This window comes from Rhizobium sp. Leaf306, assembly GCF_001423425.1.
In the GTDB taxonomy this organism is placed as follows: Bacteria; Pseudomonadota; Alphaproteobacteria; order Rhizobiales; family Rhizobiaceae; genus Neorhizobium; species Neorhizobium soli.
Window position 1 is genome coordinate 713380 of the sequence record NZ_LMNX01000001.1, and the last position, 18901, is coordinate 732280.

13 protein-coding genes and 1 tRNA gene are annotated in these 18901 nt (G+C 61.3%); 6 read left to right on the plus strand and 8 right to left on the minus strand.

Annotated features, from left to right (window positions below):
• The first annotated feature begins 201 nt into the window (after window positions 1-201).
• Window positions 202-1623, plus strand: coding sequence for an MFS transporter (locus tag ASG19_RS03410; protein ID WP_062453743.1), 1422 nt, complete (start codon window positions 202-204; stop codon window positions 1621-1623).
• A gap of 2 nt (window positions 1624-1625) precedes the next feature.
• On the opposite strand, the gene ASG19_RS03415 is transcribed toward ASG19_RS03410, so the two are convergent.
• Together ASG19_RS03415 and ASG19_RS03420 are read right to left on the minus strand one after the other, a co-directional pair.
• A complete protein-coding gene (locus ASG19_RS03415; protein WP_062453744.1) occupies window positions 1626-2429 on the minus strand; it encodes an RlmE family RNA methyltransferase in 804 nt (267 codons plus the stop codon).
• Window positions 2426-4126, minus strand: a complete 1701-nt coding sequence (locus ASG19_RS03420) for a Ppx/GppA phosphatase family protein (protein WP_082476173.1) — start codon at window positions 4124-4126, stop codon at window positions 2426-2428. The genes ASG19_RS03415 and ASG19_RS03420 overlap by 4 nt, the downstream gene beginning before the upstream one ends.
• Window positions 4127-4350: 224 nt before the next feature.
• Between ASG19_RS03420 and ASG19_RS03425 the strand changes: the two genes are divergently transcribed.
• The 3 genes from ASG19_RS03425 (at window position 4351) to ASG19_RS03435 (ending at window position 7370) form a co-directional block, all read left to right on the plus strand.
• Window positions 4351-4424: transfer RNA gene (locus tag ASG19_RS03425), tRNA-Gln, on the plus strand.
• 501 nt (window positions 4425-4925) lie between these two features.
• Window positions 4926-5555: a GGDEF domain-containing protein gene (locus ASG19_RS03430; RefSeq protein WP_244476072.1), complete on the plus strand. Its 630-nt coding sequence runs from the start codon at window positions 4926-4928 to the stop codon at window positions 5553-5555.
• 48 nt (window positions 5556-5603) lie between these two features.
• Complete coding sequence (locus tag ASG19_RS03435; RefSeq protein ID WP_062453745.1) at window positions 5604-7370, plus strand: EAL domain-containing protein; 1767 nt, start codon at window positions 5604-5606, stop codon at window positions 7368-7370.
• Between the two features lie 84 nt (window positions 7371-7454).
• Here ASG19_RS03435 and ASG19_RS03440 read toward each other — a convergent pair whose 3' ends face one another.
• From ASG19_RS03440 to ASG19_RS03465, 6 genes are all read right to left on the minus strand, one after another.
• On the minus strand, window positions 7455-7682 hold the full coding sequence (locus ASG19_RS03440) for a hypothetical protein (protein ID WP_156466398.1): 228 nt from the start codon (window positions 7680-7682) through the stop codon (window positions 7455-7457).
• A gap of 349 nt (window positions 7683-8031) precedes the next feature.
• Entirely contained in the window at window positions 8032-11292 is a 3261-nt protein-coding gene (locus ASG19_RS03445; protein WP_062453747.1) for an error-prone DNA polymerase, read from the minus strand.
• A 10-nt stretch (window positions 11293-11302) separates the two neighbouring features.
• Complete coding sequence (locus tag ASG19_RS03450) at window positions 11303-12817, minus strand: DNA polymerase Y family protein (protein ID WP_082476174.1); 1515 nt, start codon at window positions 12815-12817, stop codon at window positions 11303-11305.
• Complete coding sequence (locus tag ASG19_RS03455) at window positions 12735-13493, minus strand: ImuA family protein (RefSeq protein ID WP_062453749.1); 759 nt, start codon at window positions 13491-13493, stop codon at window positions 12735-12737. The genes ASG19_RS03450 and ASG19_RS03455 overlap by 83 nt, the downstream gene beginning before the upstream one ends.
• A gap of 607 nt (window positions 13494-14100) precedes the next feature.
• The gene (locus ASG19_RS03460; protein WP_062453750.1) at window positions 14101-14391 is read right to left on the minus strand and encodes a hypothetical protein; all 291 of its coding nucleotides are present in this window, start codon (window positions 14389-14391) and stop codon (window positions 14101-14103) included.
• Between the two features lie 94 nt (window positions 14392-14485).
• On the minus strand, window positions 14486-15952 hold the full coding sequence (locus tag ASG19_RS03465; RefSeq protein ID WP_062453751.1) for an MDR family MFS transporter: 1467 nt from the start codon (window positions 15950-15952) through the stop codon (window positions 14486-14488).
• A gap of 286 nt (window positions 15953-16238) precedes the next feature.
• Between ASG19_RS03465 and ASG19_RS03470 the strand changes: the two genes are divergently transcribed.
• Window positions 16239-17486: an FAD-binding oxidoreductase gene (locus ASG19_RS03470; RefSeq protein ID WP_062453752.1), complete on the plus strand. Its 1248-nt coding sequence runs from the start codon at window positions 16239-16241 to the stop codon at window positions 17484-17486.
• Between the two features lie 55 nt (window positions 17487-17541).
• Window positions 17542-18900 carry a glutamine synthetase family protein gene (locus ASG19_RS03475; protein ID WP_062453753.1) on the plus strand — a complete coding sequence of 453 codons (1359 nt, stop codon included), beginning with the start codon at window positions 17542-17544 and terminating at the stop codon, window positions 18898-18900.
• Window position 18901: the final 1 nt, after the last annotated feature.

Genomic DNA, 18901 nt, shown 5'->3' on the forward strand with positions numbered 1-18901 from the left:
CTCCGTTTGAAAGCTTTCGGGGGTGCACTGAAAATGCCCAAGCCCCGCACACGAATAGATAACAGGCGACAGGCAAAGGGAAACAAGCCTCACGCAGACGTGACATGGTCTCCCGGAAATTGACATTGTGCAATTGGCTTCATGCCGGAACAGGTCTAGAGCGGGGACGTTGAAGTGCGTCGCGTATCGCAGGCCCTCCCCATGAACCGCATCATTCCGCTTATTCTGGCCGTCGCTCTGTTCATGGAGCAGATGGATTCGACCGTCATCGCCACCGCACTTCCCACCATCGCCGCCGATCTCGGGGTCAGCCCGATCACGCTGAAACTGGCGCTGACATCCTACATGGTGGCGCTTGCAATGTTCATTCCGCTGAGTGGCTGGATGTCCGACAAATTCGGGGCAAAGAAGATCTTTCGCCTGGCAATCTGCGTCTTCATTGTGGGCTCGATCCTCTGCGCAATCTCCGAGTCACTGCTGCAGTTCGTGATGTCGCGCTTTCTGCAGGGCATGGGCGGTGCAATGATGACGCCGGTCGGCCGTCTCGTGCTGCTGCGGACGACGAAGCGAAGCGAACTTGTTTCCGCCATGGCGCTTCTGACGATCCCGGCGCTGGTCGGGCCTTTGACCGGGCCGCCGATCGGCGGTTTCATCACCACCTATTTTTCCTGGCACTGGATCTTCATCATCAACGTGCCGATCGGCATCGCCGGCGTGATCCTGACCGGCATCTACCTGCCGCACGTGCCGCCGGTGGAAACACCAAAGATGGACTGGTTCGGCTTTCTGCTGACCTCGGTCGCGGCATCAGGCGTCGTCTTCGGCCTGTCGGTGATCGGCCTGCCGGCGCTGCCGCCGGTCGTCGGCATCACGGCCACGTTTGCCGGCTTTGCCGCCTGCATTCTCTATTATTTCCATGCCAAGCGGCATCCGTTTCCGGTGCTAAACCTCACGATCTTCAACGACCGGGCTTTCCGTGCCTCCACCACCGGCGGCACGATGTTTCGCATCGCGACCGGGGCGATCCCCTTCCTGATGCCGCTGATGCTGCAGCTGGGTTTCGGCCTCAATCCGTTTCAGTCCGGCCTCATCACCTTCGCCGGCGCGATCGGTGCGCTGACGGTTAAGTTCCTTGCAAGGCGGGTGTTCGCGATGACAGGCTTTCGAACCGCGCTGATCTTTGCCGGCATCCTTGGCGCAGCATCGACGGCGGTCAACGGGTTTTTCACCCCGGACACACCCCATATCGTGATCATCGGCGCACTGCTCGCGGCAGGGCTATTCCGCTCCCTGTTTTTCACAGGTGCCAATGCTCTCGGCTATTCGGAGATTACGGACCAGCAGGCGAGCCAAGCGACGTCCATGGCCTCATTCCTGCAACAGGTGAGCCTGGCACTCGGCGTCGCGTTTGCAGCCTTCATTCTGGAGATGTCGTCGACATTTTCCGGCAGCCAGCTGGCGCTCGCGGATTTCCATCTCGCGTTCTTTATAGTCGCCGCTGTTTCGGTGTTTGCGGTGATCCCGATCCTCAAGCTCGACCCGATGACCGGCGCCGACGTATCGGGACACCGGCGCGGAGTGCGCGTCGGACAGGTAGAGCCTACACCGGGAGCCGGCGAGTAAACTCAGTCCCGGCCGAAGCCCTCGTCGCCCGCCTGTTCCCGCGGATCATCCTGTGCTTCGTCCGCTGCACCATCGCCGGAATGTTCGCCGCCCGCTTCGTTGGCAAGCCTGTGGGCCTGGCCTTTGAAGTGTTTTGCAAGCAGGAACATTTCCACCGATTCCTGGCGCGACGAGCCGGGCTTGATATGGATGACCTGCTTGAAGTTCTTCTTGAGCATATCGAGAAGGTCCTTCTCGGTGCCGCCTTGGAAGGTCTTTGCCAAGAAATGGCCACCCTCGCCCAGAACCGAGACGGCAAAATGCGCGGCGACTTCACACAGATGCATGGTGCGCAGATGGTCTGTACGGTGGTGGCCGGTGGTCGGTGCCGCCATGTCGGACAGGACGACATCCGGCGTGCCGCCGATCGCTTCCATCAGCTGGCGCGGCGCGTCGTCATCGAGAAAGTCGAGCTGCAGGATCTTCACGCCGGCAAGCGGCGCCATTTCAAGAAAATCGATCGCCGCGACGCGCATATCGTCATCGCTGGACTCAGTGACCTTGGCGGCGATCTGCGACCAGCTGCCGGGGGCTGCACCCAGATCGATGATGCGGCGCGCGCCTTTCAGCAACTGGTGCTTCTCATCAATCTCCAGAAGCTTGAACGCCGCCCGAGCGCGATAGCCTTCGAGCTTGGCGCGCTGGACATAGGGATCGTTGATATGGCGCTCCAGCCAGCGGCGTGAAGACGCCTTCAGCTTGCCCTTCTTGACCTTCTGGCCAAGCTTGCGACCGGTGCGGTTGCCGCCAACGGATGGTTTCGTCATTGCTTGCGTCCCGTTTCCTGCGTCTGCCCGTGGCCTGAATTATTCGTCTGATGGTGGCCCTGGCCTGAACCGTTGCCTGACCCCTGGCCGAACCTTCGTCCCCTGCCGCGGCGCCAGACACCGTCATCAGCCATCATATCCGTCAAAAGACCTTCGCGCAGCCCGCGATCGGCAACCCGCATGCGCTGGCTCGGCCAGCGGCGGCGGATCGCTTCGAGGATGGCGCAGCCGGCAAGAACCAGATCGGCCCTGTCAGGACCGATGCAGGCATTGGCGGCACGGCCGGCGAAATCCCATGAGAGGAGCTTTGCCTGCATGGCGGAAACCTCGGAATCCGACAGCCAGAGACCATCGACCTTGCGGCGATCGTAGCGTGGCAGATCGAGATGGACGCCGGCAAGCGTGGTGACCGTGCCGGATGTGCCGATCAGATGAAAGTCCTCGGCACCCTGCTGGTGCGGGGAACCGATCGGCGGGCAATCGAACTTCGACAGCATGCCCTCGACCTCATCGACCATGCCGGCAAAGACGGCCGGCGTGACATCACGGCCGCCATGGCGTTCCGACAGCGTCACGACGCCGACCGGCAGCGAGGTCCAGTGGGTAATGTGGTTGGCGAGCCGCGACGAGCGGCTGTCGCCGATGCGGATGACCGCGATTTCAGACGAACCGCCGCCGATATCAAACAGCACGACGGAGCGGGCCTCGCGACCGACCAGCGACGAGCAGCCGGACACGGCAAGCCGCGCCTCGGTTTCGCGATCGATGATTTCGAGCTCGAGCCCGGTTTCCTCAGTGACCCGCGCCAGAAATGCCTCGCCGTTTTCGGCAGCGCGGCAGGCTTCGGTGGCAATCAGCCGCATGCGGCGGATCGGCCGGTGCGCAAGTTTCGACGCGCACACGCGCAAGGCATCGACGGCGCGATCCATCGCTTCCGTCGACAGGCGACCGCTTGCAGCCAGCCCCTCGCCCAGACGGACAATGCGCGAAAACGCGTCGATGACCCGGAACTGGCCCGGCCGCGTCGGCTGGGCGATCAGGAGACGGCAATTGTTGGTGCCGAGATCAAGGGCTGCATAGAGTTCGTCGCGGAAGCCTGCGAACTTGTCGGCGCCGGGAGAACCATGGATTTCATGCCCGAGCGCCGCATAACCGGCGTGGCCTGCGGCCGAAACCGTCTTGGCGGTGACGAGCGGTCCCTGCTTGGCCTGCGTCAGCGGCCGACCCTGCGGGCCCCGACCGGCACGCTTCTTCTTGCGGCTCTGATTGCGATCCTGCTGCGGGCCCTGCTGGCGCGGCTGCTTTCCGACCGGCTTCGCGTCACCGCGCAAGCCTTCGCCCGCCGACGCATCAGCACCAATCGGTCGATCGCCACTCTCCGCAGATGGATTCGGCGCATGTGCGGAGTTCTCCGTGACCGCGGAGCGCGAACGGGAGCGACGGCGCTTGCGCTTGCGCGGATGCGGTGAGCCCGGCTCTGGCCGCCCTCCGTCGGACGTGCCACCATCCGGTTTCATGCCGTGCGAGCGTCCGGCCTGGCCGGCCTTTTCAGCCGGGCTTGCGTGCGCCATCAACGCCGCGTCACGGTCTTTGCCGTTTCGCTTCGCCTTGCGGCGCCGGGAGTTCTTGACATCCCTGCGCAGTTCCGCCGACGCCCCGCCTTCCGGCGGCTTTCCGCCGCTATCGGGGTTCATCACTTTATAAGTCCATCTCGCCGCGCAACACTTTGAAGCATGCAGCTGGCGTCTGATCGTTTCGTTGACCTGAAGATAACAGCCTCAGGCGCATTCGCCAACGGCTTTTTAGGGCGCGGCAAGCAGGACCAAAAATGATGTCGATTTTTTTTCACAAAGGGTATTTGCAAGCGCCAAGTGTTTGGTTATAAGCGCCGCACACCGATGAGCCACAAGGCTTTTCCTGCTGGGGAATAGTTCAACGGTAGAACGACGGACTCTGACTCCGTTAATCTTGGTTCGAATCCAGGTTCCCCAGCCAATTCTCCCCGACAACAATCGCGGTCGTTTCAAAACTCTCAGCGCCAATGGTGTCGCGTTTGGTTGCGCGTCATTTCTCGGTATTACTTCGCAGCTTCAACTCGTCCACGCGACGACTGCCCGAGAGACCGTCCGGCAATTGGGAACAATGTCCTAGCGCAACTTCGAAAAGAGCCTATTGCCAGCAAACTCCGTGAGCAGTTCAACCGGTCATGACCCGAGCAGATCTCACTGTCGATAATCCGAATTTGCCGCGCATGGAACAAGCCCCACATGTACGGGTATCTACGTACCAAATCGAGACGATTTGAGTGTTTGATATAGCGCTTTTCTTAATAGGCAGATGCTAATTCAGAAGGTCTGAATCTAGGGTACAGCATTGCCGTTCGTCCACCTTATCCGTCAAGAGACTTCGAGACTGCGTGTGTTTGCAGGAACACTGCTTGGCACAGCTCTTTGCGTTGTCGCCGCAGTATTGGCGGACTCGTTTAATTTCGCGGAGATGTCGCAGGATCATTTTCGTCGCGCACTCGCGACAGACATCCTGCTCCCGACCCTGATCGGCGGGCCTTTCTTTTACTTTCTGCTGGAGAAGATCCGGCAACTCGCCGTGGCCAAGGTGGAGCTGCAGCGGCTTGCTTCGACAGACAGTCTTACCGCCGTGCTTAGCCGCGGTGCATTCGAAATGCTGGTCGAAGCCTATCTGGAAAGAGCGCGGGCGGGATCGCTTCCGCAAACGGGATCGTTTCTGATCGTTGATGCGGATCATTTCAAGGCAATCAATGACAGTCACGGGCATCAGGCGGGTGACCAGGCCCTGAAGTTGATTGCTGGGGCTATCAAGGAAACTCTGTCGCCGGCAGATCTTGTCGGACGCGTCGGCGGCGAAGAGTTCGCCGTCTTCCTGCCGGCTGTTGTCGATGACACGGCGTCGCGCACGGCCGAGCTGATAAGACAGAGGATCCGCGCACTGCCCTTCCCCAGGGACGTTGGCGAAGGGCTGCTGTCGGTCAGCATCGGCGGGGCCACCTTCCGCGAAAACACCAGTTACGAAGAACTGTTCAAGACGGCAGATCGCCGTCTGTACGAGGCAAAGGCGTCAGGCCGCAACCTTGTGAGAATGTCAATTTAAACGCCGTCCCAACTTTATCCCGAAAAGACATTACGACTGAGATATTACATGAAAACCAATGAGGAAATCCGTCTCGCCGCTCTGCACTCTTTGAAATTGCTCGATACGCCAGCAAGTGAGAGCTTCGACCGTATCACGCGCATGGCGAGCCAGATATTCGACCTGCCGATCGCGGCCATATCGCTAACCGATTCCGACAGGCAGTGGTTCAAGGCGCGTGTCGGGGTGGAGCACCAGTCTATTCCACGAGACAAGGCGCCCTGTGCGGCAGTGGCCGAGAGTACCGAACTTCTCGTCGTTCCGGACCTGTCCAAGGATGCGCACTACCACGACAGTGTCCTTGCAAAGACAGGTGTGCGTTTTTACGCGGGAGCACCGCTCACGACGCGCGAGGGGCATTGTCTCGGCGCCTTGTGTGTCCTTGGAGCCGAGCCGCGTGAGACCACCGAAAACGAGATTGCCAGTCTCCAGGACCTTGCGGCAATGGTGATGGCCCAGATCGAACTGCAACATGCGTATGGCAGGATCGAACCGGTCAGCGGGCTTCCCAATCGTACCCAGTTTTCCGAGGACGTGAGCGACCTTCTCAGAGGACCGGCCTGGCGGACGGCCTATACCGGTGTCCTGATCGATCTTGCCGAGACGCGGCAGCTTGACGACCTTTCCCGCGTGATGGGAACAGCCGAAATCGATGCGAAAGTGCGCGATGCCGCACAGCGGCTCAGAGCGATCGTTGGCGGCAAAACAACACTTTATCACGTCTCCACGACGCAGTTTGCGTTCATAAGGGACAGAAATATCGCAGGCCTCGACTGCATGGTTTACCTCAGACAGCTGCTGGGTGACCTGGACGACGAGTCGGACCTCAGATTTCTGATGACGCCGGCAATCGGCGTCGCGCCGCTCAAACCCGACACCACGCCGTCGGATTTCCTGCGTGCCATGAGCAGCGCAGCGCAGGACGCTCGTCTGACAGCGACACATGTCGCGGTCTTTTCACAGGCCAGTGACGATCGCTACCAGCGGAGTTTCCGTCTGCTGCAGGATTTCGACAACGCCCTTCAAGGCAGCGATCAGCTATCGATCGTGTTCCAGCCGCGTGTCAGTTTGCCGGATGGCCATTGCGTCGGAGCAGAAGTCCTCCTGCGCTGGCTCCATCCGGAACTGGGAGCCATCTCCCCCGGCGAATTCGCTCCCATCATCGAGCAGTCTCCACATATAGGCAAGATGACCGCGTGGGTTCTGGATGCCGCTCTGCGCGAAGCCGGCAACCTGAAATCCAGGGGGGTAATCGTTCCGGTATCGGTCAATATCTCGGCGGCAAACCTCGATGAACCGGACTTTGTCCAACGGGTGCAACTGTCCCTCTTGAGACATGGTATCCGGCCGGCGATGCTGGAGCTGGAGGTCACCGAAAGCGCGATCATGAAGGACGCGGCAAACGCGCTGGCGAAGTTGCAGGCGCTTTCCGATGGCGGGGTCCGACTATCGATCGACGACTTCGGCACGGGCTACAGCAGCCTGTCCTATCTCCAGACCTTGCCGACCACCGTGGTCAAGATCGATCAATCCTTTATCCGCAGCATGGATGATGGCTTTCGCGAAACCAATCTCGTCAGATCGATGATCCAGCTGTCGCACGACCTGGGCTACCAGGTCGTGGCGGAAGGGGTGGAGACGACCGAGGCGGCCGAGGCTTTGAGCAAGATGGGTTGTGATGAAGCGCAGGGGTATCTTTTTGCAAAGCCGCTGTCGCCAGCCGCATTCGAAGAATGGTTCTTCGAGAGAAAAATAGAACACCAGATCGCATGCTGATCCGATAGGCTGCCGGCACGAGAAACAGACGATGTCGAATTTCCAACGCGCATCGTGTTTCAAGCGTGTCGGCTCTGCCGGAAGCTAGATCAAGGTCGATGATTTCAAGACGCTGAAGCTGTTGTCATGGTGCAATGCTATGACGCCTTCATGTTCCAGGGCGTAGAGCGCGTTCAGAAGTTCGTTTCTTGAATATCCGGTAGTCGCGGGCGTGTTCGCGATCGTCCCGAACTTGACCTGCGATGGCGGCCTGACCCGCAACCGTCTTAAAACATCCGTCACGGCATTGACGACTTCGATACGTGATTTCACGATAGCGGGCCTCCGGAGAACGGTCATCCCATAATCCGTTCTGTCTTCAACAACACCGGAGGGCTGACTTTGATCCATCAAAAAGACATATCGTGAGCATGCGCCCTCTCCCGCATGCGCCTGGTCTACGCTGTCAAGCGGGCATAGCGCCGACGCTATCAACGTCCGCAGTCAGTCATGGAATGGAATGGAATGGAATGGAATGGAATGGATGACACGGACGAATTCGTGCGGATACGCAACCCGCCGCTCCAACCCTGTGAGGGAAGCCGTAACCGGCTGGAGCACAGGCAAAACGGGACAGACTTGAGAGCAATATCAACAACGCTGTCTTTGACATCCTTGCCGGTCAATGGAAGTTTCTCGACTTGACCTTGAGCGTGTCGATGTGGAGATCCGGGATATAGATGTCGCGCGTCGGGATGACAGGCTTCGGATTGTCGCGGGGATCAGGCCCGCTGCCATGTTTGGCTCCGTCGCCACGGCCGTACGGCAAGGGGAAGTCGCCGCCAAGCTCGCCGAGACTGGAGAGATCGCCGGAAAAGTCGAACAGGCGCTGGGCGACCAGATGCACGACCTCGCCTTCGCGCTGTATCCTGCCATGGATCGCCATCATCGAAGCCGACATGACGATCCGGCGCTGCTTCTCGAATAGCGAGGGCCAGACGACGGCATTGACGACGCCCGTCTCATCTTCGAGCGTCAGGAACATCACGCCTTTGGCGCTACCAGGCTTCTGACGCACGAGGACGAGGCCCGCCGTCCAGAGCCAGCGGCCGTCGCGCTCACCCATCGCTTCGGCGCAGGTGACGATCCGCTTTTTCTTCAGTTCCGGACGCAGGAAAGACACAGGATGCGACCTCAAGCTGAGGCCCGTATGGGAATAGTCCTCAACGACTTCCCTGCCCTCTTTCATCGACTTGAGCGACACGTCGGGTTCCTGCATCTCGGCAACGACCCTTGCTTCACGCTTTGCGGCTGCCGCCCATAGTTCCAGCGGCTCGTCGCGCAGCGCCTTGATGTCCCAGAGCGCTTGACGCCGTTCCAGCTTCAACGACGGTAGGAAGGCATCGGCCTCTGCCAGCTTGACCAGCGACGCTGTCGGCACGCCGGATCGCCGCCACATGTCGTCGGCACTCTCGAAAGGCTGGTCAACACGGGCAAGAACAATTCTGGCAGCATTATTCAGCGGCAGCCCCTTTACCATGCGCATACCGAGCCGAACCGCAAAGCGGCCGGGCCTTCCGGTCTCCTCCATCGTGCAGTCCCAGCGAGACCGATTGACACAGACAGGCCGGACCTCCACCCCGTGGTTGCGGGCATCGGTGACGATCTGGGCAACGCTATAGAACCCCATGGGCTGGGAGTTGAGGAGAGCGGCGCAGAAGATATCCGGATGATGGCACTTCATCCAGGAACTGGCATAGGCGATGAGGGCGAACGAAGCTGCATGGCTTTCCGGAAAGCCATAGGAGCCGAAGCCTTCCAGCTGGCTGAACGTCCGCTCCGCGAAGTCTTGAGAGTAGCCGTTCTTGACCATGCCGTTGACGAGCTTCTCCTTGAACCTCGACACGCCGCCCGTAAACTTGAAAGTCGCCATGGCCCGACGCAGCTGGTCCGCCTCGCCTGCACTGAAACCCGCACAGACCATGGCAACCTTCATGGCGCTCTCCTGGAAGAGCGGGACGCCGAGCGTCTTGCCAAGCACCGCCTCGAGCTCCGGCGTTGGATACTCCACCTTCTCCTTGCCCTCCCGCCGACGCAGATAGGGATGCACCATGTCGCCCTGGATCGGGCCAGGGCGGACGATGGCGACCTGAACCACGAGATCATAGAAGGTGCGTGGCTTGAGCCTTGGCAGCATCGCCATCTGGGCGCGGCTTTCGATCTGGAAGGTACCAAGCGTATCCGCCTTGCGGATCATCGCGTAGGTCTTCGGATCCTCCTGCGGAACGTCTGCCAGACCCATGGCCTCGTTCTTGTACTCCGCCAGCAGCTCGAAGGAGCGGGCCATGCAGGACAGCATGCCAAGCGCCAGCACATCCACCTTCATGAACTTCAACGCGTCGATATCGTCCTTGTCCCATTCCACCACCTGGCGGTCATCCATGGCGGCGGGCTCGATGGGGACAAGATCATCCAGCCTGTCCTGCGTCAGCACGAAGCCGCCTGGATGCTGGCCCAAATGGCGCGGCGCTCCCATGAGCTGCGAGGCAAGGTCGAGCGCCAGACGCAGCCGGTAGTCGGACGCGTTCATGTTGTTTTCTTTAAGCTGCTTTTCGCCGATGCCATCCTTCGACCAGCCCCAGACGCCGGAGGTCAGTTGACCGATCAGGTCTTCGGGCAGGCCGAGCGCCTTGCCCACATCGCGTAGCGCACCCTTGGTTCGGTAGCGGGTGACAGTGGAGCAGAGGGCGGAGCGCGAGCGGCCATAGGTTTCGTATATCCACTGGATGACCTCCTCGCGCCGGTTATGCTCGAAGTCGACGTCGATATCCGGCGGCTCGTTACGCTCCATCGAAACGAAGCGCTCGAACAGGAGGTCTCCTGTTTCCGGGTTGATGCTGGTGATCCCGAGGCAATAGCAGACGGCGGAGTTGGCAGCTGACCCTCTGCCCTGACAGAGGATGTTCCTGGAGCGGGCAAAGCGGACGATGGAAAAGACGGTGAGGAAGTACGCAGCGTAGTTCATCTTCCGGATCAGGTCGAGTTCGTGCAGGATCGCCTTGCGGACCTTGTCGGGAATGCCTTCCGGGTAGCGTGCCGCCGCACCTTCCCAGGCGAACTTGGCCAGCGACTGCTGGGCGTCGAGCCCTGGCACAATTGCCTCTTCAGGATACTGGTACTGCAGCTCGCTCATGTCGAAACGGCAACGCTCGACGATCTCGCGGCTTCTTGCGAGAGCTTCGGGATAGTCGACAAACAAGCGGTGCATCTCCTCCGGCGCCTTGAGGAAGCGGTCAGCATGCCGCTCCCGGTCAAAGCCGACGCTGTCGATGGTGGTGCGGTTGCGGATGCAGGTGACGATGTCCTGAAGCTGTCGGCGGCCGGGCTCGTGGAAGAGCACATCGTTGGTCACCACCGTCTTCACCTTGTGACGCTGCGCCATGTTCGACAGATCATGCAACCGCAGCCGGTCGTTCGGACGCCGCCGCAGGCAGAGCGAGACATAGGCGCGGTCACCAAAGACTGCGGCCACCTTGCGGAGCTGACCCGCATAGATATCGTCCGCCTCATCCGGAATGAGGATCGCGATGAGGCCCTCGCTATAGGCCTCGACATCAGCAAGGTCGAGAACGCACTTGGCCTTTCCGCCCCGGCTTTTGCCAAGCGTCAGCAGCCGGGTGAGCCTGGAATAGGCGAGCCGGTCCGTCGGGTAGACGAGCAGCGACATGCCATCCGTGAGGTCGAGATGGCAGCCGACCACCAGGCGCACCCCGGTTGTCTTAGCCGCCTCCCAGGCCCGGACAATGCCGGCAAGCGAGTTGCGGTCGACGACACCAAGGGCGTCGATGCCCAGTGCGGCGGCCGTGGCAAACAGTTCTTCCGCGGAGCTTGCACCGCGCAGGAACGAGAAATGCGTGGTCACCTGGAGTTCGGCATAGCGCATAGTTCAAGCCTCACCCGAAGATGCCGTGGAGGAACCATTTGTGTGACCCCGTGCCTGCATCGACGCCGTCGCCGGCGCGGAAGACCCACAGCCGATCGCCGTGCTCGTCCTCGACCACGAAGTAATCGCGCACCGCCTGCATTTCGCGCGGCCGGAGCCACCATTCGCCGAAGATGCGCTCGGGCCCATCGGCACGAACGATGCGGCGGCGCTTGCCGCGCCAAGTGACGACGACTGGCGGCTGGTCGGGCAGGACAGCCATGGTTTCGATTTCTTCGGGATAAGCCAGCAGCCGTGACGGCCGCGGCCACCTGGCTGCCCACTCGGCACCCGTCTCGACGGCCGTCGGTCCGATCCGCCGGAGAGATCGTTCCGGAACGTCGGAGGCCACCGGCGTGATGCGGTAAAGGCGCTGGCCCCGGTTGCCGAGAATATCGACAAGCGGCGTCACATCCACCACCGCCTCTTCTACCAGCGCGTTTGCGACCTGCTTTATTTCCAGCGGCTCGGCCATGACCGCCACCAGCACCATCCGCTCGATGCCGAAGCCCGGGTCGATCTTTTCGATACGGTCACAGAGAAGCTTTGTCAGGCGGGCAGGATCACGCACGGGCTTGGCAAGTCCTGCTCGAAGACACTGGCATGTGTTGTCGACGCGATGGATGATCAGATCGGAGCGCCGGACGCCCAGCCCCCGCTCCTCCAGCTTTGCCGTCAGTTGCGCCACCAGCCGGCGGACGTATTTTGCAATCGTATCGGGCGCACCGATGGGCTCCTGGAAATTGCGCGCCACCTCGACCAGATCCGGCGTGCGCAACGGATCGATGGGTTCTGCAAGACGGCCGAAGAGCTGATCGAGACGGCGTCCGACCTCCGGACCAAATCGCAGTGTCAACGGCGCACGCGGCAGTGCCGACAGCTCTCCTACCGTGTCGATACCCAGGATGCGCAATGCCTGGATCGTATCTGCCGCAAGCCGCAGACAGTGGATTGGAAGTCCGATCACGGCCTTGGTGACATCACCGCGCGGCACCACCGTCGTTTCGTTCGTCGTCAGTCGCGCCAGTGCATGCGCCGCGCCCCAGGTATCGGCGACAGCGGCACGTGCCGTCAGGCCCTTGCCGCGGAGACCGTTGACAACGCCGGAGATCAGCAGCTCTTCACCACCCTGAAGGTGATCGGCACCTTCGGTATCCATGACGATGCCATCCGTTCCATCCACGGCAACGACGGGGCTGTATTGACGAAGCGCCCATAGCGCCAGGCGCTCGACGGCTGCGGCGTCGGCAACCGGATCGGCGTCCACCATATGAAGGTTGCCAATCATCGCCTGTGCCTTGCTGGCAGCCATGCCGACTTTGAGGCCCAGCTTGCGGGCAGCCGTATCGGCTGCCGATATCCAGCGTTTCGAGCCGCTGCGCGAGATCACGACCAGCGGCTGGTCAACCGACACGGCTTCCTCGCCATGTCGACGTATCCGATCCGTTGCTAGATAGGGGAAGTAAACAGACACGACCCTCGGCATCGCAGGCTCCTAACTCAAACTCGGCACATTGCCCCGCCTTTATCCGCATCAATTCCGCCAGCCACCTCGCCCGTCCCACGCCGGCGACAGGAAGCGGCTCGGACGGCAGGGTGCTGATCCTCCAGCGTGTTGTGGACGCTGTCGGCTGACCGTAGTCGGAGGCCTCCGTCTGCCGTCGCCAGCGCCGGACGACCAGGCCGAGCGTCCCCGTCTTCTCGGCAGCCAGTTGAAGACGCCGCGACGCGGTCATCGGCAGCCTCACCAGTTCCCCGACGACGGCCGCCAATCCCCCGAAGGACAGCCCCTCTTCCATCGAGGCAAGCACGTCCTCCTCCTTATCGGCTTCGCAATAGATGACGCGATCGGGGTGAAGCCCGGCCTGCGACAGCGCCGGCGCAAAGAGATCCGGCCGGGTCAGGCACCAAAGAACCTTTCCCTTGGCTCGCGCCGCAATACCTGCCGCAAACAGGGCGGCCGCGGCACCGTCGATTGTACCCGCCCCGCCACCTGCAATTTCATGCAATGCGCCATAGGCAAGCCCCCCGCCCGGCAATCGCTCGTCGACGTCAGGCACCCCGAAGGGCAGCACAAGCGCCTTGCGCGACACGCTGCCTTCCAGATGCGCAATCCGGTCTCTCAGTTCCTCGACAAGCCTTGAGGCAGGGGCATGCGACATCGTTCACGGCCCTCCTCAAGGTTCGCGTTGCACAGGACTTCATGTCCCAAAGAATGTTGGTGTTCTGTTTCTGTTCCGCCGCGACAGAAGAGTCAAGCGGGGTCAGAACGGGATAACTCTCGGCATTTTAGCGCCGGTGAAGATTCATCGTTCTGAATCAGCTTTGTAGGCGGCTTGAGAGGCTCGATGGAGTGCTTGAGATTTTTTGCATGTTCTTGATCTTAGCTGGGGCGACACGAAAACCGTGAGAACTTTCCGTTCTCAAATCGCCAATCTGCATATCAAGAATGTAACAGAGTGGCTCGGCGATGTGTGGCAGAGCCAAAGGGGATGAACACTCGCGCTCATGCGGGACTATGGCCGTCTGCGGCCATCCGCCCACGAGCCGCCGCCCTTTGGCTCTTTCCCATTCCCGCAGACACCAAGGAGCACAACGCTACCATCTGTGCCATCGCCGAGGAACTCGACGTTGGATTTGCAGGCGTTCAATGTCAGACGTTTTGTATAGGAGACCAGTGAAGGCTTGCCGCATCAGGTGGCGTCTTCTCCACTGCGAGAGAATGCGGGAGGCGGGCAAGGTTGCCCGTCGCCCGCCGTGCCGCCGTCCTCAGTGGATCGCGGTGCTGACGATCCGGTAGGGGTGTTCAGCTTCATATTCGACCATGATCTGGGCGGCCTGTTCGAGAACCTGTTCGGCTTCCTCGACGTGATCGCGTGCAAGCTGATCGGCGTTGATGAAGATCGCTTCGGCCATGTTGCCGGAGATCGCAGCGAACTGGCGGTTACCTTCGACCAGGGCTTCTCTGGCAGCGCCTTCAAGCGCGTGCGCCATGGTGATCAGCGCGTCTTCGCGCTCCTCGATCGTCAGGTCCCGGATTGTCTTTGTCATCTGCTGCATCGTGCCACCCACCTTAATAGTCGTTGTGACGATATCGGTCCCGATAGGGCCCCGTTCACAGCGAAATGGGCATGTTGGCGCCAGATTTCAAGGTTCAGGCCGGCGCGGGCTCGTCCTTGTGGACGGCATCGCGGGGCACGAACAGGCAAGCGGGCACGATCAGGACGGCAAACAGGAGCATGGTCAGGAAGGTCGCGTGCAGGCCGTCCTGCAGCGCAAGGCGAACCGCTTCGGCATCGCCACTCACGAGACCGGTTCCGTTCAGGAGAGCACGCAGCTGGTCGGTCGTGATCGCCTGTCCGCTGGTCGTATGGACAAGGCCCCAGCTCAGAACCGCCCCGAGAATCGCCGCGCCCAGCGTGCTGCCGAGGTTGCGGGAAAACACGTTCGACGCCGTGGCACTGCCGCGTTGCGAGGCCGCGACGCTTCCCTGGGTGAGGATCAGTGCGCCGATATTGAGAAGGCCCATGCCGAAGCCCATGACGAGCGAGCCGGCACCCGCAAGCACCGCCGAACTGGATGGCGTCAGCAGGGTCAGGAGGAAGGTTCCCACGGGGACGAACACGGCGCCCACCAGCATGATCGGCCGCAGCCCGAACCGGGTGAAGTTCCGCGAAGCGATCGTTGCGCCGCACGGCCATCCCAAGAGAAGCATGGTCAGTGCAAAGCCCGCCACCAGCGGCGACTGGTTGAGCACGGTCTGCACATACATGGGCAGGAAGGTGGTGAGCCCCATGATCGCCATGGAGGCGAAGAAGACAGAGATGTTGGCGGCCGCAATCGGTCGGTAGAGCCAGAGATCCGGCGCGACCATCGGTTCTTCGACGCGGCGCTCCTGCCAGATGAACAGCGCAAGCGACACGGCGAACAGGACGAAGGAGACGATCGCGGACGTCGACAATCCGGTCTCGGAGACCGTGAGGCCAATCATCAGCGCCGAGATGGAGACGGCAAACAGCACGGCGCCCAGGATATCGATCGAGACCGTCCGGGTGTGCTTTTCCTCGTGGTAGAACAGGATGAACGCTGCGGCAGCGGCGAGACCTACCGGCACGTTGATCCAGAAGATCCAGGCCCAAGGCAGGTTATGGATGATGACGCTGCCGAGCAGCGGGCCAACCACGGCCGAGAGCGCCCAGACGCTGGCCAGATAGCCCTGAACCTTTCCACGCTGGCTGCCCGGAAAGAGATCGGCCACCACCGTCATGGCGACAGGCTGAATGGCGCCAGCGCCGATGCCCTGGAGCAGTCTGAAGGCAATCATGGACGGCATCGACCAGGCAAATCCGCAGAGGATGGAGGCGACCAGGAAGACGGCGATGCCAGCCAGCACGATCGGCTTTCGCCCGTAGATATCGGAAAGCTTGCCGAAGACGACGGTCAGCGCGGTCTGCGACAGGAGGAAAGCGGAAAACACCCAGCTGTAGAGATTGAGCTGCCCGAGCTGGGCTGCGATCTGCGGCATGGCGGTGGAGACGATGGTCGCTTCGATGGCGATCATCGCCATGCTTGCCATGATCGCGGCTACGACGAGCCCGCGATGTGAGACTTTTTCAGACATGAATGAATCCGAAGCCCTGACGGAGGGCGCGACAAGAGAGAAATTCGGCGGTCGCGGCAGGATATTGCGTCTGCAAAGCGTGCATCTGCAAGTTCTGGTGGCCGTCAGTGCGTCATCGACTTAGGAGCGCAAACTTGGTTGCGTCAAGCTATATTTGATTTAGATCAAGTTCCACAAGCGCTCCTCACCCCTTGGATATCCAGGCGGCCGCTGCAATTTTCATTTGCGCTGCGCCTAACCCGGCGTCATGGTGACCTGCTCAGTTATCTCATATGGATTCAATATCATGGCAGCGGATGTGATCGTTCTCGGCGCCGGCATCATCGGTGTTTCGACGGCTCTGCAATTGGCGCGACGGGGAAAATCGGTCGCCCTGGTGGACCGCAGGGAGCCCGGGATGGAAACCTCCTACGGCAATGCCGGCCTGATCCAGCGCGAGGGCGTTGTCCCCTACAGCTTTCCCCAGCAGTTCGCCCAGATCCTGCGCTATGCCAGGAACAACCGCATCGACGCGCATTTTCACTGGAGCGCGATGCCGTCGGTCTCCTCGTTTCTGGCAAAATACTGGTGGCATTCCAATGTGCCGAGGCATGAGCTGATCGCCCGCGCCTATGCGCCGCTGATCGAGCATTCGATCGCCACCCATGACGAACTGATCCGCGAGGCGGGCGCCGAGGATCTGATTGCCAAGAACGGCTGGCAGGAAGTGTTCCGCTCGCAGGCCAAGCTCGACGAGACGGTGCGCGAAGCCGACCGACTGAAGCGCGAATACGACCTTTCCTTCAAGGTTCTGACGCCTGCGGAACTTGCGGTTGCGGAACCCAATCTCTCCGACGATTTCATCGGCGCGCTGAAATGGGAAGACCCGTGGGCGGTCAAGGATCCGCTCGCGCTGACGCGTGCCTATGTGGCGCTGTTCGAAAAGCTTGGCGGTCGGGTGCTGACGGGTGACGCAAAGAGCCTTTCGAAGACCGCGACCGGCTGGCGCATCATTGCCGGCGAAGGCGTGGTCGAGGCGAAGGATGTCGTCGTCGCACTTGGTCCGTGGTCGGACACGGTGACCAAGCCGCTCGGCTACAATTTCCTCGTCGGCGTCAAGCGCGGCTACCACATGCATTATGCGCCAAAGGGCAATGCGAAACTCAACGGCTGGACGATGGATGCAGAGCGCGGCTATTTCCTGGCCCCGATGAACCAGGGGATCCGGCTGACGACCGGTGCCGAATTTGCGCGCCGCGATGCGCCGAAGACACCGGTTCAGCTTGCCCGCGCCGAAGCGGTCGCCCGTGAGATCTTTCCGCTTGGCGAGCGGCTGGACAAGGAGCCCTGGATGGGCGCCCGCCCCTGCACGCCGGATATGATGCCTGTCATCGGCAAGGCGCCGCGTCACGACGGATTGTGGTTCGCCTTCGGCCATGCGCATCACGGCCTGACGCTCGGTCCGGTCACGGGTCAGGTCATCGCGGAAGCGATGATGGGCGAAAAGACCCGGATCGACATATCCGCTTACAGGCCGGAGCGGTTTAACGTCTGACCCTCTTCTTCATTTGGTCTAGCGGCAGGAGAAAGTCTGGGCTACCGGTGTTTTCATGGATACGATCGATACAGCCCGGACCTTTCTCGATGACAATCCCGATATCGAGGTTCTCGAAGCCTTCGTGATCGACGTCAACGGCGTGCCGCGGGGCAAGTGGATCCCGCGCGAACGAGCGCTCGACGTGCTTTCGAAGGGCATGGCGATGCCGCGCTCGGTCTACGCGCTCGACGTCTGGGGACGCGACGTCAATGCCGCGGGCCTTGCGGAGGGCACCGGTGATCCGGATGGCATCTGCTTTCCCATCGCCGACACACTGTCGCGCGTGACATGGCTGAAGCGGCCAACGGCGCAGGTTCTACTGGGCATGAACGAGCAGGACGGGACCGGATTTTACGGCGATCCGCGCCAGGTTCTGGCGAATGTTCTCAAAGGTTTCGAGCGGATCGGCCTGACGCCGGTCGTGGCGACGGAGCTGGAATTCTACCTGATCGACCCGATCCGGTCGGCGATCGACCCGGTGCGGCCACCGAATTCACGCGAGGGCCGCTGGCATACGGGCCAGACACAGGTGCTCTCGATTTCCGAGCTGCAGGATTTCGAGAATGTCTTCCACGGCATCGCCTCTGCAGCGAGGGCGCAAGGGATACCGGCCGATACGACACTGCGGGAAAACGGCCCGGGCCAGTATGAGATCAACCTCAACCACGTGCCAGACGCGCTGAAGGCTGCCGATTATGCGGTGCTCCTCAAGCGGATCGTCAAGGGCGTGGCGCGCGCCAACGATCTCGACGCGACGTTCATGGCAAAGCCCTATGGCACGCAGGCCGGAAGCGGCATGCATGTGCATTTCTCGCTGATCGATAGCGACGGCCGCAATGTCTATATGGGCGAGAACGGGCCGTCCGAGGCGCTGTTTCATTCGGTGGGCGGGCTTTTGGAAAACATGGGGGAAAGCATGGCGGTGTTTGCCCCGCATGCCAATTCCTACCGGCGTCTGCGCCCTTCCGAACATGCCCCGACCTATGCCTCCTGGGGCTTCGACAACCGCTCGGCCGCCGTGCGCGTCATCACCGCGTCGAGGCCGGCGACCCGCATCGAGCACCGCGTTGCAGGTTCCGACACCAATCCCTATCTTGTGCTGGCGATGATCCTCAGTGCAGCCCTTGCCGGCATCAAGGAAAAGCGCAATCCGGGCGGGGCGATTACCGGCGACGACCATGCGATCAGCCACGAACCGCTGCCGACCAACTGGGACTATGCGCTGCAGCAGTTTTCCCGCTCCACGTTCGCCTACGCGACCCTCGGGCCGAAATACCGGTCGCTCTACACGGCCTGCAAGCAGCAGGAGCTGTCGGAATTTTCTCTGCGGGTGACCGACGTCGAATACGACGCCTATATCAGGACGGTGTAAG

Bases quoted from the DNA above. Each gene is read 5' to 3' on its own strand.
- ASG19_RS03445 (WP_062453747.1), bottom strand. From the start codon at position 11,292: ATGCGCTATGCCGAACTCCAGGTGACCACGCATTTCTCGTTCCTGCGC.
- ASG19_RS03435 (WP_062453745.1), top strand. From the start codon at position 5,604: ATGAAAACCAATGAGGAAATCCGTCTCGCCGCTCTGCACTCTTTGAAA.
- ASG19_RS03470 (WP_062453752.1), top strand. From the start codon at position 16,239: ATGGCAGCGGATGTGATCGTTCTCGGCGCCGGCATCATCGGTGTTTCG.
- ASG19_RS03455 (WP_062453749.1), bottom strand. From the start codon at position 13,493: ATGTCGCATGCCCCTGCCTCAAGGCTTGTCGAGGAACTGAGAGACCGG.
- ASG19_RS03430 (WP_244476072.1), top strand. From the start codon at position 4,926: ATGTCGCAGGATCATTTTCGTCGCGCACTCGCGACAGACATCCTGCTC.
- ASG19_RS03460 (WP_062453750.1), bottom strand. From the start codon at position 14,391: ATGCAGCAGATGACAAAGACAATCCGGGACCTGACGATCGAGGAGCGC.
- ASG19_RS03465 (WP_062453751.1), bottom strand. From the start codon at position 15,952: ATGTCTGAAAAAGTCTCACATCGCGGGCTCGTCGTAGCCGCGATCATG.
- ASG19_RS03410 (WP_062453743.1), top strand. From the start codon at position 202: ATGAACCGCATCATTCCGCTTATTCTGGCCGTCGCTCTGTTCATGGAG.
- ASG19_RS03415 (WP_062453744.1), bottom strand. From the start codon at position 2,429: ATGACGAAACCATCCGTTGGCGGCAACCGCACCGGTCGCAAGCTTGGC.
- ASG19_RS03450 (WP_082476174.1), bottom strand. From the start codon at position 12,817: ATGCCGAGGGTCGTGTCTGTTTACTTCCCCTATCTAGCAACGGATCGG.
- ASG19_RS03475 (WP_062453753.1), top strand. From the start codon at position 17,542: ATGGATACGATCGATACAGCCCGGACCTTTCTCGATGACAATCCCGAT.